This window comes from Sporosarcina sp. FSL K6-6792 (genome assembly GCF_038004885.1).
GTDB lineage: Bacteria > Bacillota > Bacilli > Bacillales_A > Planococcaceae > Sporosarcina > Sporosarcina psychrophila.
Genome location: NZ_JBBOSA010000001.1, coordinates 4,068,875 through 4,092,669, shown reverse-complemented (window position 1 = coordinate 4,092,669; position 23,795 = coordinate 4,068,875). Strand labels below are relative to the sequence as shown.

Here is a 23,795-nt window from a genome sequence, read left to right as displayed (position 1 = left end):
CAGTTACTGTCTCGAGCGCTTTTTGTTTGACTAATTGTTAGTAGTAACCCGTATCAGTGCATGACACGATGACAAACAAAAACAAAAAAATCGGACATTCAGCTGAATGTCCGATCCTCATTTTATTCGTATACACTTGTAGTGAACTCACGGAATAGCATCATATTAAGTGTTGAAAATTAAAATCATTAGAATCCTGCTAAGTACTGTCTCGGCACTGTAGTTTCTTTTTTCAATTGCTTAGCAGCTTCCAATGTCCAATAAGGATTTCTCAGCATGCCTCTTCCAACAGCAATAAGATCTGCTTCTTCATTCCCGATGATTGCATTGGCTAGATTTGGATCATCCAATCTACCGACAGCCATGACTGGTATCTGAAGCGCTTCTTTGATTTGTCTAGCTAACGGAACTTGGTAAGCTACATGTGTGCCTGGTCTCCCCCAAGCTGCGATTTGACCCTCTCCACCAGAAGAGACGTCAAACATATCCACTCCAGCTTCCTGATAAACGCGAGCGAACGCAATACTTTCGTTTATTCCATAACCACCTTCTACATATTCCTTTGCAGAGATACGCATCAATAGTGGCATATCAGCAGGCATTTCCGCTTTAGCTGCTTGAATGATTTCGCGGCCAAACTTGGTCAGATCCTGTCCATATTCATCTTCCCTTTTATTTGTAAGTGGGGAATGAAATTGATGGATTAAGTAACCATGAGCGCCGTGGATTTCGATTGAATCAAATCCAGCCTCAACCGCGCGTCTTACTGCTTTACGGAACTTCTCCACCATCTCTTTTACTTCATCTGTTGAAAGCGCTCTTGGTGTTTTGGACTTCTCGTCGAATGCGATTGCAGAAGGCGCTACAGGCACAGCTGCATCTTCTGCTTTACGACCCGCATGTGCAATCTGAATCCCAACCTTAGCTCCATAACGATGACAAGCTTCCACTATCTTCGCCAAGGCAGGGATTTGATCGTCAGACCATAAACCCAAATCATAATCCGAAATTCTTCCGTCAGGCTCGACATCCGTCATTTCAATCACGATAAAACCTGCTCCACCGATTGCTCTGTTGACATAGTGCAGATAATGCCAGTCAGTGGCAATGCCATCCTTCTGTTCAACGGAATATTGACACATCGGCGGCATGACAACTCGGTTTTTTAACTCCAAATTCTTTATTTTGAATGGACTAAACAAATCTTTCATTGCAAAAACTCCCTCGTTAAATATATATGCATTCCGCATACATATATATTAGTGTTATCTATTCTCCTTGTCAAATCAAAGTGCTTCTATTGAGCACTTCGATAGAACATGGCAGTTTATAGCTTTTCTACTAATTGTTTTATCAATCCTTCAACATCAGTAGCAGAGAGGTGTAATCTAAGTATTTCACGGAAAGAGACTAGACTTTTTTGCAACTTTTGCTCACCTAGGTTTGTAAGGTGCGTATAGGTACCTCTACGGTCATCTGTACAATCATGCTTTTCTAACGCACCGCAGTTCTTCGCTTCCATCTTACCCACTAATCTGGAAAGTGCACTCTGACTCAATCCAATCATCTCTTGCAATTGCTGTAATCTCAATTTCTTGTCAGGCGCCATGGAAAGATAATAAAGCACGTAGAATTCTTTTAGCGATAGACTGTACTCAGCCTGCAGAACGTTTTCCAATTCTTTCTTCACTTTATTTTGTATTGAGTCTATGGATAACCAGTAATTCATAAAATCATGATTAGTTGTCATATACTATTCCACCTATTCTAAGTCAAATAATTCTGTACTTCAAACTTAATTATAGAGTAACCAAGCCTTATACTCAATCCAAACAGTGGCAGCAATGACACCAGAAATAGCAGCCTGTAAAGAAGTAAGTGCTTCAACAGGCGAACAACTCCGCGCGATTCAATCCGTAACTGATGCAGCGGAAACGCTGACAGAATTGAGTTTGGCGGTTAATCGGTTTAAGGTGTAAGTATTGGAAAACCACTTAGGATACTTTTTCCTAAGTGGTTTTCATTTTCACTAATTTCCCAGCGGGCTTTTATTAATAACCTCAGAGTTTTACATCCCCGGGTGCATCAATGACATATCCTATTGTCGATTCTAATTGATTGAGCGGATCAAAATTACGTAATTTTTTAAAATCAAGACCCGTAATCACTTCAATTTTTGAAATGGGTACTTGATATGTTTTATATTCACCATAAACAAATTCCAAATCCTCAATCAGATTTTTTTGAGTTTGCAAATAAGCGGTTGCAGATAGATTTCCATCTTTCTTCACAATGACAGCTATTTTCCAAAACTCTGCTGGTATCTGAACTCCCCTGTAAATAATATCATCCATCCGAAAAACGGGTCCAGTAAACACTGTCACTTTAAGATGTAAGTTTTCGGCATTGTGCAAAATATAATTCTCCAGATCCAGCCAGCTTTTTTGATTCAACTTACTCTCCTGAGGAGCACAATTTGTAAAATGAAACGTATCCTCATTTGCCTTTTTTGCTGAATCTCCCCAAACAGGATCTAGCCGGCGGACAAGATGCCCCCGATCAAGCGAATTATTTTTATATAATTCAGGGCCGCACTGGTATTCTATTTCGATGCGCGAATCTAGATACCATTTGTCTTTACGACCAATCTTCATCAATTGATTGCCATCAATATTCACCACCGTATAATAGGCTAAACGGCGTGACTTGCTCATGACAATTGAAAAATGCGTATAATGGAGCACATTGCTTCCGTCTTTTAACTGGGCAATATCCTGTTCAAGATCAGACGGGAATATCGGATGTGGGACTTCATAATCAACACCAAGAAATTGAGTGTCATACCCTCTCGAAGATTCATACCATGAATCGCTTAACTTTTCGACTTCCATCTCTTCAGGGGTATAATCGGGAACATCCCACCCCTTCACGATGTCATACAATAACAACTTTTGATCATTACTTAAGCTGCTGCCTTGCTCCGCGACAAACTGGACAATACTGCTTATGCGAATCCCTTCATTGGCGATAAATTCGGTTCGGTTCTTTGGATCTGGGACGCCTGCATGGTGGAGAGAAATTACGATCCATTCGTCATTATAGACTGGTGAACCGGATGATCCGGGCATGGTATCAGTTGAGTAGTGAATATAATCCTCAAATACATCCATAATCTGATTTTCTCTGATTGCTACAGCTTTGGGGGCGCCCGAAGGATGTTGAATAATTGATACACATTCGCCAACCAACCCTTTTCCCGTTTGCGAGATGAGTGGCAAGAACCCAAAATCACTTACTTTTGTACCATCAGCTGACACTTCCTCTATCGCCACTAATGTAAAATCAAGCTTCTTATCCGTTATAAAGAAACGTTCAGGTGTAAAACGGAAGCTTTTCATCGGCCTTTCATTTAAGTCAAGATCAACTTCATAGTTAAATTGTGCGACACTGAACTGAGCCATATTGTAATTCTCCAAAACATGATTATTTGTAAGCAATAAGGAAGGTGAGACAAGAAATCCTGTGGCATGTCCGAGAACTCTGCCTAAACGATCACGGATCTCGATTCTACAAACAGGAGCGGCTGCTTGTTGTCCTGCTTCAAGATAAGAAACAGGAAATAAATCATCTCGCCCAATAATACGTTCTATAGCAAGTCCATCACGTGGATCAATAATCGCTTTACGAGTTGCGACTCGCTCAGGCGTATCTACTTCAAAAGGATTTTTAGTTTGTAGTTCACTAGCAATTCGTTCACGTTCACTAGAACGAGCGATGTAACGCTGTAATGCTTGTTGTTGGTGCAAATCTACAAGATCCATATGAAGACTTTGAGACTTATCCAGTCGTTTAATAGGCATGTTTACCCTCCCTAAATTAGTAAATCAAGCTATACAAATTGAAGTGAAGATTTACTTTGAATCTGATTCGACTCTCACTGGTAAGGCACCTACGGTAAATTTATACATGTATTCATAAGTCCAAATCACGACATTCTAATAGTTGTGATTATTCTAACATTAAAGCTGTTTTTTTAAAAGTTACTTTATCAGTGGATTTCAAGAGATTTTTAAACCAATACTAATCCACTATATTACTTTAGCCATTCGGAACCTGTTTTCATTTCTTTTATCTGGTCCTTAAGAGTGATAAAGAGGGTTAATCGATTTAAGGTTTAAGAAATTCAAAAAAACGTATTGGACATTTTTCTGTCCAATACGTTTTTCATTTTGTTTTCCTATATGAGCTGCATCTTCATTTCATAATTTGTGTTCTTAACAAGAAAGAAGTAACTGCCCCCCCATCGGCAGACGTGTGGACAATTACTCTTTCTTCTCGGTCAAATGGCATTTTCTATCCAACTATTTACACAGTCGAACGATATGCAATATCGACCATTAGTACATCTCCTATTCTACCATTATAGGACTGAATGTTCAAACACTTCTTTCGTTATATATAATAGATTACCAGATTGAGTGTAACAACTCACTCCTACATGCATTTGTTGACCTAGATACCTTCATACCTAGACATTTATTTGTGATTAAACTTAACGCAATTGTTTTTCAGTAGCATGCGTATTTAGGACTTGCTACAACTCAATCGTTAAGAAACATTCACTCACGATATGTACCATGTACTACTAAAGGAAAAATCCCTCATATTATCTCAGCCGCACTAGTGATTATGCGCTAAAGAGAATTCCTCTTTTATAAGGCTTCCGAATCGATTATTTAATCTATTCATTATTAATTAGACTGAATAATCAGTCCGTGATATAATGCAAATAGGGGTTATCCAAAATTATCCTTGGTTTATAATGGATATTTAGTGCTCATTTACTTATTGTAAATGCATTAAATATTAAGCGAGATTTTCTTTATGTCGCTCAAATGATATAACTGAAATTTTGGTAGCTATATATGTTGAATTAAAGAATCCCACTAAATTTACTCTGGGGCTCAATAAGGAGAGAGTATTAATTCGGAGTGCGGATTGTAGAACGCTTAGCGCTTTGGGGATGCCGAGTTTATGAGGTGATTACTAGTTGATACTATATAAATTGAAATAAAGAATTCCCTTGAACCGCTACGGCGCTAGGGGATGCCTCCCGCCATAAGCCAAGCAGCTTCGCCGCCAGTCTTATGGCTTCGGCTACCCCTGTTAAGGCGCCTTCGCTCAATATATATACCGGATTCAACATATATAATTATAGTCAAGAAAGACATACTCCAGCTTGCAGATTTCGTCACAGATAACGAAATGTGTTTTTCACATAGACCATCCAGCGAAGGCGCGACTTCGTGGTAGCCGAAGCGATAAGCCACTGAAAAAGTTCTTTTTTATAGTAAGAACTAGTTGATTGTAGTGAAGAGCGGCGACTCCGGCGGGAACAGCGCGAGCTGAAGACCCCGCAGGAACGCAGTGACGAGGAGGCTGAAGCCGTGCCCGCGGAAAGCGTCCGCTCGGAACGGAAATCAACGGCATTGAAGGAAATTGTACTTTTTCAGTGCCCTGGCTTATCGCGGGAGGCATCCACAAAGCGTCCAAGTGGTATTGGAGGGAATCCTATATTCATTCCAAGTACAAGAGCTTTTTCAGTGGCCTCCAAAAGCCCTTGTAAAGCGCATACGCCGTATTCATTTGTTCAACATATATATCAAAAAACGCGGTAAATCTTCCCTTCACAGAGTATGAAGGCTAGTCCCCAGAAACTTTCCGTCATTTCTTGTAAAAATTAAGCATATACATACTGACTGTACATATACATAATAGTAGGGCTAATCATATAACTTTTTATCCCTACAGAAATTGCATCTAGATTTCAGTTCATTTACGGAAAATGCATAACCGATTGTTGAGCACTTCCAATTGAAAGGAGGTGAAAACTAATGACAACATACGAAATACTAAGTTTACTCATGACACTATCTGGTGGATGGATTGCTTTTATGTCGGTGTCGTTGTCAGTTATCTTTTTCTTATCAAGAAAGGAGTAATCGCCCCCCATCGGCAGACGTGTGGACAATTACTTCTTTCTTCTCGGCAAAATACTTTTTCTGCCCAACCCATTACACCATCGTACGATGCGCAACGTCGACCATGATTTTGTCTTACAGGTTACTAGTGTAGGACTGAGTGATTAAACGCCCAGTCCTTTTTTATTCTATGTCTCGTTTTCTATATTATGATGAATTGCCATCGGAAGTGCAATACTTTTCTGCTAGACTCATAGCCAAGTCTAGATTTCTTCGTACTTAGTTATTAATCCTAGATTTCGGTTACGCATATAGGACCTACTACAACTCACTAAGTACGTTCCATTTAATTATAGTATGTAGCAAGCACTACTAATAGAAACAAATAGTTTACTATCTTTACTGCCACTGTGACTAAATGCTGGTGAAATCTCTTTTTAACTAGATTTTTAATCATACGAGGAGGTATATAGTGGATAATTTTGCACATGTAATCCCATATGAAGTGGTTTTCCAAGTAAATGAGGCCAATGAAGTTCCACCGGGTGTGGCATTAATTCAAGCACCCGCAATTTGGAAGGAAACAAAAGGAAAAGGAATCACTGTAGCGATCCTGGATACAGGATGCGATCGTTCACACCCCGATTTACAAGAACAGATTATAGGCGGTCGGAACTTTACGGATGATGATGGAAGTAATCCTGATATTTACCTCGATTACAATGGTCATGGTACTCACGTTGCCGGAACGATTGCTGCACAACAGAACGATATAGGCGTAGTCGGAGTGGCTCCTGAAGCGAGTTTGCTGATCGTAAAGGTATTGAATAGAAAAGGCTCAGGGCAATATGGCTGGATTATCAACGGTATTCATTATGCTATTGAACAAAAAGTGGATATTATCTCTATGTCGCTAGGTGGACCAACTGATTTGCCTGAACTTCATGAAGCGATTCAAAAAGCCGTAACTAATAATATACTCGTAGTTTGTGCAGCTGGAAACGAAGGTGACGGTGACGATTCAACAGACGAATTCGCCTTCCCAGGCTATTATAACGAAGTCATTAGTGTAGGTGCCATAAATCTTGAGCGTCGCCCTTCTGATTTTACCAACTCTCATAATGAAATCGATTTAGTTGCTCCAGGTGAAAAGATCCTCTCTACTTATTTAAACGGGAAATTTGCAACATTAAGTGGAACATCAATGGCTGCCCCCCATGTTTCCGGAGCGCTTGCCCTCATCAAAGGGTTCGTCAACAACAGTTTCGGCCGAGAACTTTCAGAACCAGAGCTCTACGCCCAGCTAATTAAAAGGACCGTTCCATTAGGGTTGTCGCCAAAGCTTGAAGGTAACGGACTCGTTTATTTAACGGTCCTTGAACATTTGACAGGTATATTTGAGAAAGAAAGTAAAGCGTTGGTTTTGAGTGCACAGTGATTTAATTAATAAGTGGTGTACTAGCATTTTTCAGACATCTTTAATCAAAACGCGGTCTGGTATTTCCGGGCCGTGTTTTTTTATCCAAATTACGTTTGATCTTGGAAACTCGCACTTGTGCTGTGCACAGCGTACTCATTTTTATACTTCTACAGAAATGAGTTGATCTCCTAGTGAAGTATTGGGTTAAGCAGTTTTTCCAGAGAACTGAATTCATTCTTCAATGTATCCAGTTCACCATTCAACCTCTCAATTTCAATTGCTGAAAGTGTATGTTCTACAGCGTATTCTGCTACCCTTTTCATTTCATGAAGCTTCACATTCATCTCATCCAAGATACAAACCCGTTCCTTGGTCCATTGAAGCTGTTGTTCAAGGTGTTTCTTCTGTTCTTGTTGGTCTTGATCCATGTTGTTTCCTCCTTAAAACCAATATCTATGCATGACACAATGACGAAAAGTTCATACATGCGAATAAAATACTAAGAGACTTTGTCAATGCACAGCGTTTACGCGAAATTACTCCTCCATTTTTAGCGGACGACATTTTGATAAAGACCATTATTTTTAATGTATGCATAGCAGGAGCCTGGCAATAAATACTGTGGTTCGCCCCCCATTGCAAATTCCTGTCGAATATACGTCGAACTTATTTCCATCGCTAATCCTTTATCTAACAATTGGAATCTACCATCGTCATGATTACGCAGAATAGGTGATTTCGAAATCGTGCTCAGAATGTCAATTCCGTTTCTAGCCATCACGATAAATTTATTTCGACTAATTAACTCTTCCGCCAATCGCCATTCTCCTTTGCCGATATCCACCAGCAAATCAGCACCCATAATGAAATAAAAATCTGCATCAGGGAACGTTTCTTTGAAATACTCCATTGTGTAATACGTATAGTGATCACCTGGTAATACTTCTAGTTCGTAATCATCCAAGATGAATTTAGGATTGTTGTCAATTGCTAACTTTAGCATTTCCACTCGATGCTTATTTTGCGTTTGCACTTGTTTATCTAACCGTTTGTTCGATGAAGGTAGAAATATAACATAGTCCAATTTTTTACGATGTGCGACTGTTGAGGCTGTCCACAAATGAACGTTGGTTACAGGATCGAAAGATGAACCGTAAATACCTATTTTCATACCTTTTTCAAACATTTTCTCAATGTCTTTCCCAGGATTTAGCTCTTGAAGATGTGCTTTTAGTTTTTCTGTCTTTTGCATCATAAGTCATTCCTCCTAAGTGTAAGTTTCGTATTTCTTCATTAGCTATTTAGCTTCTGTACTTTTTCTTGTTCCTCATGAATATTTCTCATTTTATTATCCCAACATTTCTGACTTAAATCTACAGGATACTGTTCTGGATTCAAGGTACGCTTATATTCATCCCACAGGAGGTTTAAATTGTTTTTAGCATACGCTTGAATTTCCTGTATGGATGGGGACACATACACAAGCTCTCCCTCTACAAAAATGTCCTGATGTAATTCGATTGCTTCAAAGTTCGTCACAAACTTTGAGATAAACGTATGAGTCGGGTGAAACATTTTTAATTTTTCTTCCGCTTGCGGATTCTCATCCATCATAGCAATATAATCACCTTCAGCACGATTATTCACCTTATTCACAATACGATACACTCTTTTCAATCCAGGTGTTGTTACTTTCTCTGGATTTCCAGATATTTTAATGGTGTCAACCATCTTCCCGTTATCATCCTCAATCGCCACCAATTTATAAACAGCACCAAGAGCAGGTTGGTCAAATGCGGTAATCACTTTTGTTCCGACACCCCACGCATCAATTTTTGCTCCTTGTGCCTTCAAGTTCATTATGGTTTTTTCATCTAAGTCGTTTGAAGCAACGATTTTCGTTTTTCTAAATCCCGCTTTATCCAACATTTTTCGAGCTTCTTTTGATAAATAAGCCAAGTCGCCACTGTCTAAACGAATCGCGTTAAAATTAATGCTATCTCCCAGTTCCTTCGCTACTTTAATAGCGATCGGCACACCAGAACGCAACGTATCATAAGTATCCACTAAAAACGTACATTCTTTATGACGACGAGCGTATTTATGAAATGCTTTGTATTCATCTTTATATGCTTGAACCATAGAATGTGCGTGCGTTCCAGCCACAGGGATTCCAAACATCTTACCGGCTCTCACATTACTCGTTGCGGAAAATCCTGCGATATACGCCGCCCTTGTTCCCCAAACTGCCGCATCAAACTCATGTGCACGTCTCGTTCCAAACTCCATTACCGTTTGTTCGCCTACCACTTGTTTGATACGTGCTGCTTTCGTCGCAATGAGTGTTTGGTAATTGACAATATTCAAGAGAGCTGTCTCTATTAATTGAGCCTCGGCCAAGCTTGCTTCGACTTGTAGGATCGGTTCATTCGCAAAAACCAATTCTCCCTCTTTCATTGCCCGAATCGTTCCATTAAAGCGCACCATTTGCAAATAGGCCAGGAAATCTTCTTCATAACCCAATTCTTCACGTAAATAAGCAATATCACTATCCGTAAAACGATACTCTTGAATAAATTCAATGATTCGTTCCAATCCTGCAAAAACACCGTAACCCGTTTCAAAAGGCAACTTGCGGAAATAGAGTTCAAACACCGCTCGTTTGTTGTGCATATTATCTTCCCAATACGTTTCCGCCATGTTAATTTGGTACAAATCCGTGTGTAGTGCATGCCCATCATCTTGATATTTTTTAGTCATTTACTTTTCCTCCTCTATAAGGGTTAATTGTTTTGTTCGTCTTCACAACATGAATTCGGTTGATGTCACAATATGAATGCCATACTTCTTTTGAAGTTCTTTACATGCATGTTCTGTTGCTTCTTCGAATCCAGGGATGTGACTCATGCAGTCATCCAACAAATAAATCCTTGATGGCAATTCATGTTTGTCTCCATAGTACTCGACAATCTGCCGGACGGATTACAATACACAGTGAGATTTCGCTTCCCCGGCAATTACAATTTTATCGTAAGCGAGTAGGGAATGAAGAAACGCATAATTTGTTGCGTCTGTTTTGGCATATTCCGGTTTAATGATTCCGTACATTTCGCTTAATGGGTCTTGCCCTTTCACAATCTTTTGTATGGTAGACTGCCGTATCATGGAATGAAAGTGAACCATATTCGAAAACTGTCCTTCTAAGGCTGCGCCATATGTCCCTTCAATGCAATGATAAGGCCATATCACCAATTGTTTTTTCCCTAAACGCTCCAAGTGAATCATGTATGCCAAGCTTTCTTGTTGTTGTTCTACAGCCATCCATTCTCCTTGTTCAACATCTTCTCTTGTGATAACTGTAAATGGAACAGGATGAATTCCCTCTGCATCTACCCACCAACTCGGATGGAATAGTTGATGCAATTCATGTGTATCTAACGACAAGGCAATCGTCGTCACCTTATCTAGGTTTTGATAAAGGAACTTAGTTACCCGTTCAACATCCTTATGGGAATTTGGGACACCTAATTCTCCGTTTTCCATAAAGTCATTTTGAAAATCAATCCCCATGAACAACACCTTTTCAACATCTTCTTTTGAAGGTGTCATTTTCTCCGCATTCGCAAGGACCATTAATTCATTGAATCCCTTCGTATTTTTGCTTCCGATTCTTGAAACCTCAACGATTTCCTCAAATTTTATTTTCATCATTTTTAACACACTCCTTCAGGTTTAAATTAACAATTAAATATTTGTTAATTGTTGTGTAGAAAAATAAAAATCACTATCGTTTCTTTGATTTACGATAGATTTGGGACACCTTACTGCCTGCAACAGAAGGCATCCATGTTTCATTGACTCTCAAATTTAGCGCCAAATCGAAGGGATAATATCTACATTTACAAATCGGTATAATTTTGATGGTCGTTTCGTAGTGCTTGTCGGTTCTGCTGTTTTAGGAACTTGATTGTTGTCTAACGCTTCTACGATAAAAGGCAGTCTTGGTGCTTTCCTAAAGAACCCAGGCTTACTATTCACAACAGGATCATTAATAATCGCAAGCAACACCTGGCGCAACTCTTCCAACTTGAACTCTTCTGTTAAAAAGTTTTTAACCACCGTTGTTTGAAACACATCTTTTCGAACGGCTTCCAAAGCATCTTTAATCACTTGGTAATGGTCAAAAGCCAAATCTAACGCAAAGACTTCATCGATTGTGAACAATTGAACATCGTCTGCATCATCAGCAGCTTCCCTACTTTTAATGTTTTCTTCAGGAACAATTGCGTAATGAGCATTAGATAGTATCCATCCGCGTTTATCTCTACCTAATTTATCATACACACCATAGTGTTCGATGTGAATGCCGTCTACACCTGTTTCTTCTTTTAGTTCACGCTTAGCCGCTTCGTAAGCTGTTTCTTCTGGATGGATAAACCCTCCTGGCAAAGCCCATTTTCCGCCTTCGACGTTAAGCTCTCCTTCTGCATCGAACGCTGCCCGTTTTATCAACATCAAAGCTAATGAGTGATGAGAGGTCGATTCACTTCCAACAGTCGATTCTACATTTGGGATTAACGTGAATATCGCAATATCACTTGTATAGCCATCCGGCGTTCTGTACTGACTTGAATCATAATTTTGTAGTGCATCTTCTTCTGTTTTAAATTTGGACATCTGATTTCATCTCCTTCGCTTTAAACCAACTATCGACGAGCCTTCATTTTTTCCTTAGCGACGCCAATAGTTGTTTATCAGGTAACGATCTATATAGTAGTGTTAAAAAATAAAAAACCTTCTTTCCAATTAACAATTACCGAACTGTTAATTGAATTATATATCAGGTAAATAATAAAAGCAAGAAAAGCTTTCCTGTATATTAAAAATCAGTATCTTTGCAACAAACAACAACGAACAATTCGCCCAATTGTATGCAAATGCAAGAAGATAAGATATTGAAGTAAATACCTAATCCACTTCTTGTAAATATGTAATTGTAGTGAATTGTCGGGATTTTCTCGTGCACAGTGGTCGACCCCCTTAAAACGGACAAAATAGGGTATAGAATATACAAAGCCTTATTATTCTATTTAAAGGAGAGGTTATTATGTATATCCGGAAAAAGTTAAAAAAGCGTCGTTCAACATTTGAAACAAAATTATATGCGGTTACACAAGTGATAGAGTTCAACCGAAACAAAAGGCTTGTTGCCGAAGAAATTGGCTTCAGTGTAAATTCAGTAATTAATTGGGTCAAAACCTTTGAACAGCACGGTGAGACTGGTCTTCAATCGAAAAACCCAGACTTACTATCAGATGATAGGATTGAATTAGAACGCCTACGTTGCTTTGAGACGAAATATTATCAACAACAAGAGGAGATTGAAATTCTAAAAAAGTTCCAGGTCTTTCTCAAGGAGAACGAAAACAAAAGTCATATGATGCCATAACTTCTTTGAGAAAGGAATATTCGGTTGAAAGACTTTGCAAGACACTTGGTGTATCAAAAAGTGGGTATTATGATTACATGAAGCGCCCACAACAAGGACCATCAGAACGCGATCTTCGAGATATTAAAGCTATAAAACGAACGTATAATAAGAGCAAAGGTACTTATGGTTGTAAACATATTGCAGGAGAACTTAAAGAAAGAGGCCATATTATAAACCATAAACGCGTGGCCAGATTAATGCATGAATTGAATTTAGCATCTAAGATAAGAAAGGCAAGAATCACTAGAGAAACAAGAACAAACCTTGTTGGCCATGTTTATCCAAATATATTAAATCGAAATTTTGATGTAGATTCTCCGAATCTAAAATGGGTTATGGACCTCACCGAAATCAAAGCAGAGGGCGCAAAACTGTTCATTTCAGCTATTGTTGATTTGTTCAATCGAGAACTAATTGCGCTGGCTGTTGGTTCCAGGCCGATTTATGAGCTAGTGGAAGCTACTATTCATATGGCAATGAACGAACGTGATCTTCAGTCAATGAAAGGCATTCTCTTCCATACCGATCAAGGAAGTGTCTTTACATCACTTCAGCACCATAAGAAATCAAAGGAACTTGGCTTTACGCCAAGTATGTCGAGAAAAGCAAACTGTTGGGACAACGCGGTCATTGAAAGTATCTTTTCTCACTTCAAAACCGAATTTGATTTTCATTATCCTTTGAATAATTATGCACAGGCTAAAATCGACTTACTGGCCTTCCGCAACTACTTTAACGATGAGAGAAGCCAAAAACGTTTAGGGTATAAGACACCTAAAGCCTTCTTGGAAGCGCACTTGTTACCTCAGAGCTAGTATTTAACTGCGTCCGATATATAGGGGGCAAACCACAAGTACCTGAAATTTAGATTCCACCTCACGATGAACACTCTTGCCTTAAGCTAACAGTTTGTAAACGTTAAACTAAAGTGAGCCAAAATCATATATAAACTTGCCAGTATTTTAGTTTAACAGCAGATCCGCCTGAATATTAAACGAAAATATCACCCCAGCGTAAAGAACACCACTGTGATTTATACATGTTTACTCAAATATCATAACTTCTCAGCAATCACTCTTGCTAAAAATGGATCTTCTTCTTTATAAATCGATAACCCGGTTCCTTTGTAAAATTCGCTTATTGAGAAACCTCTAACCTTTATCGCTTCCAGAAAGTCGTCTGTGCATATAAATCTACGGTAATGATCATCGTATGTCTTTGACTTATCCGCGTCTTCCGATGTCCTAAATTCTGCTGCGAAGTAAGATCCGCTTGGCGCATTGTTTGCAAGTGTATCGAGTAACACTCCTTCTGTTTCTTCATCAATTGCATGTAACAAAAATCGTAAATAGAGAACAACTTTCTTTCTCTCTGTTTCGGCTTGCTTAACAGCTCTTTCCAAGAGGCTCTTTAAACCACTTTCATCGCCTAAATCTATTCTTTCAAAGGATAACTTACCTTTTGTCACTCGTTCCCCAGCTAACTTCGTATTAGCCGAAATCGCTTCATAAGAACGATCAATTCCAAATACATCCAATCCAGCAACCGCAAAAGAGAGCGAATCTCTTCCAGATCCACAGCCGATATCTATAATAATGAAATCGCCTTGAAATCTATGACGCACTTCTGTACAAAAAGTTGATTCACTTAGATTTCGATTATTTTCATAAAACTTCTCCCAATGCTCACTATTTATTGCAGTTATATTTTCCGGCTTAACTTTCATCTAATTACCCCTATTCACTAATCTGTTTACATGACCATCTCAGCATATCTTTGATTTCATTAAAAACAAATTCATCATAGCATATTATCTTTTCAAGATTTTCTTTAGTAATATCCGCCCCTGATTGCTTATCAGTTATATAAGAATGATAGTCTTCCAAGCATATTGTTAAATCATCCAAAACTAAATGTTTCGTTTCAAGAAAGTAACTTACACCCTCTTCATGGATACTGACTTTATAAGTCTGATTCGGATGGATAATTTGTGTGAATGTGGAATTTCTTTCTACAGACCCACCGAAAAATTTCGGTAGTCGTCCATCAATATTTTTCGGTAGTTCAAGTTCACAACTATTCAAAATGCTTGGTAATATATCTACTGTTTCAATTAATTCTTTACTTTGTCCAGCAGGAACATTCCTCCCCCTCATCATAAAGGGAACCTTCAAGCGATTGTCACTTAACAAGCTAAATTCATCTTCCAAAAATGATTGTCCATGATCTGAGTGCAATGTGATTACAAATTCATCTTCACCGTAATTTTTCAAAATATTACCATATAGAACATTTAAAATTCCATCGACTCTTTTAATTTCCTCTCGATACTTGGCAACTTTACTTTCATCGTACTTGGTTTGAACGGAAGTCGATCCTATCTTATTTTTGTATATTCTATCCTTGATATCTGTATTTACCTGACTAAATAAATGATTCTCAATTTCGTCCGGCACATTATGCAAGTCCATCAATGATATAGTCATAAAATTGTTTGTCTTGTCAAAAGACATTAAGTGTTCAATTGTCTCCATAACAACTTCTTTGCCATCCATCCCGCCTAAGAAGTTCTGATAAATCATTCGATCAAAGCCCCTATGGTAACCTAACGCGGGTGTTGTTCTCCAGTTCGTACAAATATTTGTGCAGTAATATCCTTGCTCCTGAAAATACTCTGCCAGCAACTTTTGTGAGTCACGGAATGTAAATATGTGATTTGGTTGTAGCATTTTATGTTTTGTTGCGTAGACGCCTGTATTTATGCTCGACTTACTTGGCAGCGTCCATTCACTGGTCGTATAGCAGTTTTTTGATATAAAACCTTTTCCAAAGAATTCATATGTATTTGGCATCACTTCTTTTAAACCATTCTCTTCTAAATAATTATAAGATAATCCATCCACAAATATTTTCAAGAACAATTTCACTGGTTTCTTTTCCGGTTCTAATTCAATCAGATCCCCAATGAAGATTTCAGAATCAGGCGATATTTCAATATCTCCAGGCTCAGTAATTCTAATGTAGTGATATTGATTGATTTTAAGCATATCTTTTGTAAATTTATACTTTTCACCATTTACTTTTATTACTATACTTGGCGAATTATCAATCTTGGATATCGGAATAACGACGGGTCCTTTCGTCCTGTATTTCTTTTTACTATGACTAGTTTCTCCCTTTACTAATTCACTTTTAAAAAACATTCTCGAATTTAGATCTACATCAGCTATACTTAATGTTTTGTACATATTGACCATATATTCATCTGATGAACCTAATTTTTGTGGTTTCCGAATAAGACTGCTGCCATTCTTATCTAAAGGATATACACGTGCATCATACTGATTCAATATTTTCTTCAATTCATCAACTTGGTTTTGAGTAATTGTAGGTTTTTCAGACTTTTTATTATTGTCATTTATGACATTTCGGATTTCTTTTAATGCTTCTTGCTTATCATCATCCGTCAATCCATATTTCACTGCATAAAAAAAACTTTCAAGCGCCTTTTCAATTTCCTGTATTGCATTGTACATAAACCCTAAGTTATAGTAAATATTGAAACTGAAAGGATGCTCTCTTACACCTTTCTTCAGCTCGCTAATAGCGCTTTCAACGTCTCCAATTTGGAAATTCAAAATTGCTTTGTAGCAATACTTTGCACTGTTATTAATAATTCGGGAATATTCATCTACTAACAGACTTGCCGATTTTAAATCATTTATTTCGATTTTATTTTCTATCTCTTTCGCAAGATTTCCAAAATACATTATTTTTGAATTCAAAGATTCCACAAAAATCAACTCCAATTTCATAATCTATATGGGTAGTATTGAGTTCATGGATATTTTTCAAATAAAGCCACTATCTCTTTTATCGTCCATAAATAGTAGAACTGAATAGCACGGTTTTGAGGATAAAATAATGATACCAGGTTTTTGATTCAGTGAGCTTTTCACCATTTTTATATCTATCATTAAACAAATCAATCATTGAAAATCCAATGGTAATTGCGCCTAATACTATACTTGCCTCTATTGCTCAATCCACGTTATTCAGACTCTATTAATATTACCAAGCATTCAACCCACCATCCACAATAATATTATGCCCAGTCACGTAGCTCGATGCATTAGAACCCAAGTAAATTAGTGGATAAACCATCTCTTCAGGCTGCGATATTCGTCCTAATGGAATACGATTCCTATAGTTTTTCTTGAAAGTATGATTTTGTTCACTCTCTCCCCCACCAGGAGTAATCGCATTGACTCGTATACCGTCTTTTGCCCAACAGGTTGCAAGATAATTGGTCAATCCAATAACACCGGCTTTGGATGCCGAGTAAATTGAAGGAGACTTAATTTAGCGATTTAAATAATAAGAGCCTTCATATATACGTTGGTCTGGGACCATCACACCATATATAGATGAAGTCTGAATATTAGAACCTTTTTTCGTTGCTCCTTCATTACTTTTCCAACATGCTTCGCAACAAGATACATACCATCTAAATTTGTGTCCATAATTTCTCTCCACCGATCTAAGTTATTTGATTTTCCAGCTGCGTTGTTATGTAGAATATTCATCTCACCGAATTCAGCAAGAACTAATTCAACCATTTCTATTACTGATGACTCAGAAATAACATCACATTCAAAAGCTACAGCTCTTACACCAAATCTTGTAGTGATTGATGGTCTCTAGGTCAGTGTACAATCGGGGTCTGCATTCAGAGAATAGGTAGTAAGTGTTTGATTAACATGGGCAACTCCTCCACCTTAACGCAAGTTATCCAGATTCGTTATCTAAATCAGGTTCAGAACTGGTTGTTTCAATAATAATATGATGGCGTGGGAAAACCTGCTGAATACTTTTGGATGAGTAACTAGCAGGTTTTTCAGGTTAAACCATCCTCAGTGAAGGTAAGCGAAAACAATCCCTCCTATCTTGCGCTTACATTTCACGAGTAATTAGTATCACCTCTATTCAATTATTTCCCATCTACATCGCCAGTATCTAACAAATATTGACAATCTTAGTCAATTGCACTATCTTAATTGCCTTTTCAAAACCCAATCACACCACATAAAATCCTCTTCCGTATCAATATCATACGATCGCTCCCTCGGCATAACGAACGCGGCTGTTTCCTCTGTCAAAAAAGATTGCCTCATCTTCAACCATTCTATTCCCGCAACATACACCGCTCCATTCAACGCATAAACCATAGGTAAATCCTGTCTTCGTGTTGAAATACCTTTTTGCTTAATAAGTGGTTGCAATGTTCCCTTTTCGTTCATAGTATACATCCAATAAGGGGACGAATCTGGATATGTTACGCTAACACAAGCATGTGAACTTGTTTCTGTGAGTCTTTCAATGCAACCATCTATATCTTTCGCTAACCGTAATGGGGACGTCGGTTGTAGAAGGACTACATAATCATACCCTGGAATTCCTTCTAATGCATGTAAGACAGGATCTATCCCGAGTGTGGAGTCCTTTGCTAAGTTATTCGGACGTACGAATGGCGCTTCACAACCATAAGTTTTAGCAGTTTCAATAATTTCCTGATCATCAGAAGATAGTATCAAACGATCAATATACTTTGATTTTTTTGCTTCCTCGATTGTCCAGGCAATCAAAGGTTTACCGGAAAGTAAACGAACATTTTTTCTAGGAACACCTTTTGATCCGCCGCGGGCAGGGATAATTGCTAAAACTCTTTTTTTATTAATCATAAAAATTCTCCTTTTACTTCCCCATAAATACTCCTGAAATTTACATAACTATTATTCATCCATCAAAATGCTAAAACCTTCTCTTTTGAATTCATCGGCTTAGTATAAAACTCTACACCTACAGTATAATCCATTACATCAGGTTTTTTCGAGATGACACCTATCTTTCCCACACTGTTTTTTTCAATTGCCATTCGCCAAATTCATTTTCAATAAATAGTTCCTTATTATAAAACTTATCAATAATTCCATAAAACTCTGTTTGACTATAACCTAAAAAGTCAATGAATTCCCGTACTGATCTTTGATCTAACTTATGATCATGTCTTTTTACTAATTCAATTCCTTCTTCTCTAGTTATTAGTCCATACCGAATAAATTTAGACGCATAGTCAGTTGCAGTGGCATGTCCGAATTTTGGATATTTCAACCATGGATGAATTAAATATGCTGGAGTTTCTATTTGATCAAAATTTTCAAAAGTATGCTCACGATTCCATTCATGAGTAAGGTCTTTAAAACCATTTTTTTTCGAAAATATATAATTTGTATAGCTATTCCATTTGGTATAGTAACTCAAATAAATCGGTTCTAACTTACCAATCTCTTTAGCTGATGGCGGTGTGCATAAACTTAAATCTGATAATAAAATATTCTCATCGATAAGTTCATCATAATCAATATCAGAAGCCACACCATTATTAATTTGATTCTTTGCAGAATATGTTTCTTCACGTTCTCCACCACCATATTCATAACTAATATTTTCTCCATATATTATTAAAGGTATATTAAATTTATTTGCAATATGAAGAGGATATGTATAGATTAAGCGATCAATAAACCAAGTTGGCTTTCCAAACTTTTCGAAGGTTTTTCTCATAATAAATTTCTGAGCTTTTAAATTGGGTTTCAATGAAATTATATGACAACCGAAACGTTCAGATATGTTTTTAATATTTGATTTACCAGCCTCTGTCATTTCAAAATTATCTTCTACTGATACCAATAGTGGATTCATATTCATTACTTCTTTAAAAAAGTAAACTTGATAATGACTATCTTTTCCACCACTTGCTGCAATAATACAATCAAATTCAGAATCATCTTTTCTACGATGTTTATCACATAATTGTTCCAATTCTTGAAAACGTGCTTTCCAATCTGTTTTACTTTTTTGTTCCTCTGCCCTACATGCTTGACAAACTCCCCCCTCATCAAAGTAGATTCCGGGCCTTGTATCCGGCATTACACATTTATCACAAAACTTCATTTTCCATTACCTCCTATTTAGTATTCTGTATCAAATTCATTATTTGCCTTCTCATAGTCATCCATTCGACCTATATCTAACCAGTATTCCCTCAATGGGAATACTGCAACTTTCTCTTCTTCATTTATCAACTTCTTATACAATTCTGGCATATCGTAAAAATCTCCACTCGGTACATAATTCAACACAGCGGGGTTCAGCACATAGATTCCCGCGTTTACAAAGCTTTTGTTTACTGGCTTTTCAACAATCGATAGCAACTTATGATTGTCCGTTTCAATTACGCCATACGGAATTTGATATTCATATTCACGAACGCACATCGTCGCAGTTGAGTTAGTTTCATTATGAAAATCAAGTAACTGTTCAAAATTTATTTTCGTCAGTAAATCCCCATTCATCACAAAAAAAGGTTCCATTGGCCTTTCAAGTAGCAAAGAAAGTGCACCTGCTGTACCCAATCTCTTAGTCTCTTCGATATACTCAATATTTACGCCTAGATGAGTACCATCTTGGAAGTAATCCATAATCATTTCTTTTTTATAATTAACCGACAAGATAAAATTTGAAAAGCCGTAGTTTTTAAAGCTTTCAATTATAGTTTCTAATATCGGCTTATTCCCAACATTGAGCATTGGCTTAGGTACTGTCTCAGTCAATGGACGTAGTCTTGTACCTAGTCCACCAACCATTAACACTACTTTATTATCCTTCTTAATCGCTAACTCAAGCTCATCTGAAAACAATATATGTTGCAATACATTATCATTTGATATGATTGGCAGTTGTTTCAACTTTCGTTCCCGCATTCTTTTTTTATAATAAATCATTTTCCCCCCTGCATGTTCAAATAACGGTGAGGTATTCATTACTTCACTAATTGCACTTTCAAGCGGAAGTCCTTTTAAAATCCCACGCCGAATATCACCATCTGTTACAGTTCCTAATAAAACCATATCATCATCTACAACAGCAGTAAATTGCATTGTTGTAGCATCAATGATTTTCATTGCTTCCAAAATCGTTGTCTGAGGTTTAATGAGAACGTCCTTCCAACTTTTCATCGGTTACACTTCCTTTGCTGGAACTCCATAAGCAGTTGCTCTATCTCCAAAATTTTTTACAACGACTGAGCCTGCACCAACCAGCGTTTCGTTTCCTATCGTAATGCCTTGAATCATAGTAGTCCCAGTGCCAATGTGGCAACCGTCACCTATTCTGACTCCACCTGATAAAGTAACTCCTGGAGCAAGATGAACATGGCTACCAATCACACCATTATGATCGATAATGGTGCCTGTATTAATAATTGTATTAGCAGCAATGGATATATTCGTTTGAAGAATCGCTCCTGCCATTATTTGAATACCATGACCTACTTGTACTGAAGAAGCCACGATAGCTGTTGGATGAATAACATTCGCAAATTTATAGCCTTTTGCTACAAAGTGTTCAAACATTGATTTCCGCAAACTTGAAACGCCAATCGTACCTAATCCCAATACAAGCACCACTTTGTTTGGATTATAAGTAGCGATTACATCATCCGTACCTAAGTATGATAAATTAAAAAAGCTTTTCTCTTCTTGAGGCGCAGTATATCCCATTATTTCTCTTTCTTGAGCAATCAAAGTTTCAACTAAAACCGAAGCATGTCCGCCGTTGCCAATCATAATAATTGGCTTATTCATCGATGAGTGCATCCACTTCATAAGATTGCTTGGCAGATTTTCCAAGTAAGGACCAATAGACTGTTGGTGGCATCCCAGTACCCGGTCGTTTTATAGCTAAATGGTCTTCCGTAAGTATGTCACCTGCTGCAATTTGCACTTTGGCTACAATACTCTTCCTTGCAGCTTGACGATTCTCAAGTTCGAATGGAGTCGGCTTCTTGCTCCCTGTACCAATAGATTGCTCAATCGCTCTAATCCCATCGACCATTTCCGCTAACTCTTTCGGTTCCAATGAAGCACGATGATCTGGCCCAGGTAGACTACGATCTAATGTAAAGTGCTTTTCGATTATTACTGCTCCAAGTGCCATTGCCGCAATCGGAACAGCAATTCCTTCTGAATGATCCGAAAAGCCAATCGGCAATTGCAACTCTTTTTTCATCTCATTCATGGCGCTCAAATTGATGGTTTCAAATGGCGCAGGATATTCCGTAGTACAATGTAATACGGTTATATACTCATTCAAAAGTAACTTTGCTTCGACCGTTGAGTAAAATGCCTGTACTTGACCTAGGTCAACCAATTGGTCTGGAAAGGCTAAGCCATATGCCAAGAATGACAAGGCTTCATGAATATTGTCCATTGTTGCCATTCCCGTAGATATAATTATCGGCTTTCTCTTGGTAGCGATGTAGTGAATAAAAGGACTATTCGTTAACTCCCCAGAAGGTATCTTGACCCTACTCATACCAATATGATCTAATAAAAAATCGACACTTTCAAAATCAAAAGGCGTCGACAAAAATTCAACCTTAGTAAAATTGCAGTATCTTTTCAGTACAACAAACTCTTCATAGGATAACTCAAGTTTTTTCAACATCTCAAATTGCGATGTTGCCTCACCTAGATTTTTCACTTGATAGCCAGCTTGTTGTGCAGCTCGTGTCACCAGATTTTCTGCTTTAAAGGTTTGAAACTTCACTGCATCTGCACCAGCTTGCTTCGCGACATCTACTAGCTGTTTCGCCATTTCAAGAGAACCATTATGATTTACTCCTGCTTCAGCGATAATATAGGTATGATTACTCATAAGTCATAAAACTCCTTCTGAATCGAATAGGATGGTATATTTTTAATTTGCATAATAATTTCTGCTGCCACTTTTCCATTCCCAAAAATTTGTCCATAGGGCCCATTAAATTTTAGCGATGCTTCAATCGCTTCATAAATAGATTTTTCATCGAGGGAAGCATTTATAACTGAAGACGGACATTCCCTTCCCATCTGTCGGTCACCACAATTAACAGTGGGTGTTTTTAAGTAGGGAACTTCTATAAGTCCACTGGATGAATTACCGATAACAACTGCAGCATGCTTTGCTGCGCTTAAATAGCGTAACTGACCTAATGAGTTAAAAAGGTATGCATTGGCATTCTTCAAAACAAATTGTTCGATTACTTCATTGACGTACCTTCCACCATTATCTGCATTTGATTTTGTGAAAATAAGATTGATGTTCGGATACCTCTCCAAAGCGGATAACAGTGGATGTATGACATTTATAACTCCATTTGTTTCAGGATGATATGTAATTAAAAATAACGGCATTCTGTCATTGACTTTTAGTTCTGTGTATAATTCAGCTTTTGACAGCAATTGAATCTTTAAAATGTTTTCAATACCAAGCGCACCGACATTCCATACACGTTCTGGATGTTCTCCAAGTTGAATGACTCGCTTACGATGTGATTCTGTGCTTACAAAATGCCAGGTTGCCATTTTGGTAATTGAGTGACGGATGGAATCATCATAGACACCAAAAGTCAATTCGCCTCCATGAAGGTGGGCAATTGGTAGTCGCATAATAAGCGCTGTTTGTGCCGCTGCCATCATTTCAAATCGATCACCAAGTATAATGAGAAGATCCGGCTTCAATCGGTCAAATGCTCCTGTAAAACCGATTGTTGCAAGCCCTATTGATTTCGCAACACCAACCGCCGTATCCGATGACAAAAGCATTTCCACTTTCTCATCAATAACAAATCCATCAAGTTCAATTTGTTTATAGGTCAAGCCAAATTCTGGCGACAGATGCGTCCCAGTTACTACTAATTGTAATTCTAGTTCATCATCTTGTTGAATCTCTTTCATAAGCCAGTATAGAAGTCCATATTCTGCCCGCGTGCCAGTGACGATGCATATTTTTCGACGCAATG

General features: G+C 37.9%; 23 protein-coding genes. 4 read left to right on the top strand and 19 right to left on the bottom strand.

From position 1 onward, the window contains the following. Nucleotides 1-188: 188 nt before the first annotated feature. Together MKZ26_RS19630 and MKZ26_RS19625 are read right to left on the bottom strand one after the other, a co-directional pair. A complete protein-coding gene (locus tag MKZ26_RS19630) occupies nucleotides 189-1,211 on the bottom strand; it encodes an NADH:flavin oxidoreductase/NADH oxidase (protein ID WP_340767280.1) in 1,023 nt (340 codons plus the stop codon). A 116-nt stretch (nucleotides 1,212-1,327) separates the two neighbouring features. Further along, a complete protein-coding gene (locus MKZ26_RS19625; protein WP_340767279.1) occupies nucleotides 1,328-1,750 on the bottom strand; it encodes a MarR family winged helix-turn-helix transcriptional regulator in 423 nt (140 codons plus the stop codon). A gap of 94 nt (nucleotides 1,751-1,844) precedes the next feature. Here MKZ26_RS19625 and MKZ26_RS19620 point away from each other — a divergent pair, with 94 nt between their 5' ends. Continuing rightward, complete coding sequence (locus MKZ26_RS19620; RefSeq protein ID WP_340767278.1) at nucleotides 1,845-1,979, top strand: hypothetical protein; 135 nt, start codon at nucleotides 1,845-1,847, stop codon at nucleotides 1,977-1,979. A gap of 81 nt (nucleotides 1,980-2,060) precedes the next feature. On the opposite strand, the gene MKZ26_RS19615 is transcribed toward MKZ26_RS19620, so the two are convergent. Continuing rightward, a complete protein-coding gene (locus tag MKZ26_RS19615) occupies nucleotides 2,061-3,860 on the bottom strand; it encodes a DNA/RNA non-specific endonuclease (RefSeq protein ID WP_340767277.1) in 1,800 nt (599 codons plus the stop codon). 2,593 nt (nucleotides 3,861-6,453) lie between these two features. Between MKZ26_RS19615 and MKZ26_RS19610 the strand changes: the two genes are divergently transcribed. After that, a complete protein-coding gene (locus MKZ26_RS19610) occupies nucleotides 6,454-7,419 on the top strand; it encodes a S8 family peptidase (protein WP_340767276.1) in 966 nt (321 codons plus the stop codon). Nucleotides 7,420-7,589: 170 nt separating this feature from the next. Here MKZ26_RS19610 and MKZ26_RS19605 read toward each other — a convergent pair whose 3' ends face one another. From MKZ26_RS19605 to MKZ26_RS19580, 6 genes are all read right to left on the bottom strand, one after another. Continuing rightward, complete coding sequence (locus MKZ26_RS19605) at nucleotides 7,590-7,829, bottom strand: hypothetical protein (RefSeq protein WP_340767275.1); 240 nt, start codon at nucleotides 7,827-7,829, stop codon at nucleotides 7,590-7,592. Between the two features lie 122 nt (nucleotides 7,830-7,951). Beyond that, on the bottom strand, nucleotides 7,952-8,587 hold the full coding sequence (nadD, locus tag MKZ26_RS19600) for a nicotinate (nicotinamide) nucleotide adenylyltransferase (protein WP_340767696.1): 636 nt from the start codon (nucleotides 8,585-8,587) through the stop codon (nucleotides 7,952-7,954). 107 nt (nucleotides 8,588-8,694) lie between these two features. Further along, nucleotides 8,695-10,161, bottom strand: coding sequence for a nicotinate phosphoribosyltransferase (locus tag MKZ26_RS19595; RefSeq protein WP_340767274.1), 1,467 nt, complete (start codon nucleotides 10,159-10,161; stop codon nucleotides 8,695-8,697). 42 nt (nucleotides 10,162-10,203) lie between these two features. Beyond that, nucleotides 10,204-10,341, bottom strand: a complete 138-nt coding sequence (locus MKZ26_RS19590) for a hypothetical protein (RefSeq protein WP_340767273.1) — start codon at nucleotides 10,339-10,341, stop codon at nucleotides 10,204-10,206. A 42-nt stretch (nucleotides 10,342-10,383) separates the two neighbouring features. Continuing rightward, nucleotides 10,384-11,112, bottom strand: coding sequence for a hypothetical protein (locus tag MKZ26_RS19585; RefSeq protein ID WP_340767272.1), 729 nt, complete (start codon nucleotides 11,110-11,112; stop codon nucleotides 10,384-10,386). Between the two features lie 156 nt (nucleotides 11,113-11,268). Further along, nucleotides 11,269-12,078 carry an NUDIX domain-containing protein gene (locus MKZ26_RS19580; protein WP_340767271.1) on the bottom strand — a complete coding sequence of 270 codons (810 nt, stop codon included), beginning with the start codon at nucleotides 12,076-12,078 and terminating at the stop codon, nucleotides 11,269-11,271. A 430-nt stretch (nucleotides 12,079-12,508) separates the two neighbouring features. Here MKZ26_RS19580 and MKZ26_RS19575 point away from each other — a divergent pair, with 430 nt between their 5' ends. Then, complete coding sequence (locus MKZ26_RS19575) at nucleotides 12,509-12,850, top strand: transposase (RefSeq protein WP_187045315.1); 342 nt, start codon at nucleotides 12,509-12,511, stop codon at nucleotides 12,848-12,850. Nucleotides 12,851-12,855: 5 nt separating this feature from the next. Beyond that, nucleotides 12,856-13,707, top strand: coding sequence for an IS3 family transposase (locus MKZ26_RS19570; protein WP_187045316.1), 852 nt, complete (start codon nucleotides 12,856-12,858; stop codon nucleotides 13,705-13,707). A gap of 239 nt (nucleotides 13,708-13,946) precedes the next feature. On the opposite strand, the gene MKZ26_RS19565 is transcribed toward MKZ26_RS19570, so the two are convergent. The 10 genes from MKZ26_RS19565 to neuC all read right to left on the bottom strand — a co-directional run bounded on the left by MKZ26_RS19565 (nucleotide 13,947) and on the right by neuC (nucleotide 23,793). Continuing rightward, nucleotides 13,947-14,618, bottom strand: coding sequence for a class I SAM-dependent methyltransferase (locus MKZ26_RS19565; RefSeq protein WP_340767270.1), 672 nt, complete (start codon nucleotides 14,616-14,618; stop codon nucleotides 13,947-13,949). A 10-nt stretch (nucleotides 14,619-14,628) separates the two neighbouring features. Beyond that, the gene (locus MKZ26_RS19560; protein ID WP_340767269.1) at nucleotides 14,629-16,686 is read right to left on the bottom strand and encodes a sulfatase-like hydrolase/transferase; all 2,058 of its coding nucleotides are present in this window, start codon (nucleotides 16,684-16,686) and stop codon (nucleotides 14,629-14,631) included. Nucleotides 16,687-16,963: 277 nt separating this feature from the next. Continuing rightward, nucleotides 16,964-17,206 carry an SDR family oxidoreductase gene (locus MKZ26_RS19555; protein ID WP_340767268.1) on the bottom strand — a complete coding sequence of 81 codons (243 nt, stop codon included), beginning with the start codon at nucleotides 17,204-17,206 and terminating at the stop codon, nucleotides 16,964-16,966. Nucleotides 17,207-17,304: 98 nt separating this feature from the next. Then, a complete protein-coding gene (locus MKZ26_RS19550) occupies nucleotides 17,305-17,535 on the bottom strand; it encodes an SDR family NAD(P)-dependent oxidoreductase (protein ID WP_340767695.1) in 231 nt (76 codons plus the stop codon). A gap of 405 nt (nucleotides 17,536-17,940) precedes the next feature. Then, the gene (locus tag MKZ26_RS19545; protein ID WP_340767267.1) at nucleotides 17,941-18,633 is read right to left on the bottom strand and encodes an acylneuraminate cytidylyltransferase family protein; all 693 of its coding nucleotides are present in this window, start codon (nucleotides 18,631-18,633) and stop codon (nucleotides 17,941-17,943) included. Nucleotides 18,634-18,793: 160 nt separating this feature from the next. Further along, on the bottom strand, nucleotides 18,794-19,906 hold the full coding sequence (locus MKZ26_RS19540) for an N-acetyl sugar amidotransferase (protein WP_340767266.1): 1,113 nt from the start codon (nucleotides 19,904-19,906) through the stop codon (nucleotides 18,794-18,796). A gap of 17 nt (nucleotides 19,907-19,923) precedes the next feature. Beyond that, nucleotides 19,924-20,970 carry a nucleotidyltransferase family protein gene (locus tag MKZ26_RS19535; RefSeq protein ID WP_340767265.1) on the bottom strand — a complete coding sequence of 349 codons (1,047 nt, stop codon included), beginning with the start codon at nucleotides 20,968-20,970 and terminating at the stop codon, nucleotides 19,924-19,926. Nucleotides 20,971-20,973: 3 nt separating this feature from the next. Then, complete coding sequence (locus MKZ26_RS19530; protein ID WP_340767264.1) at nucleotides 20,974-21,597, bottom strand: acetyltransferase; 624 nt, start codon at nucleotides 21,595-21,597, stop codon at nucleotides 20,974-20,976. Further along, a complete protein-coding gene (gene neuB / locus MKZ26_RS19525) occupies nucleotides 21,590-22,669 on the bottom strand; it encodes an N-acetylneuraminate synthase (protein WP_340767263.1) in 1,080 nt (359 codons plus the stop codon). Before neuB ends, MKZ26_RS19530 begins: the two co-directional genes overlap by 8 nt. Next, complete coding sequence (gene neuC / locus MKZ26_RS19520; RefSeq protein WP_340767262.1) at nucleotides 22,666-23,793, bottom strand: UDP-N-acetylglucosamine 2-epimerase; 1,128 nt, start codon at nucleotides 23,791-23,793, stop codon at nucleotides 22,666-22,668. The genes neuB and neuC overlap by 4 nt, the downstream gene beginning before the upstream one ends. Between the last annotated feature and the right edge of the window lie 2 nt (nucleotides 23,794-23,795).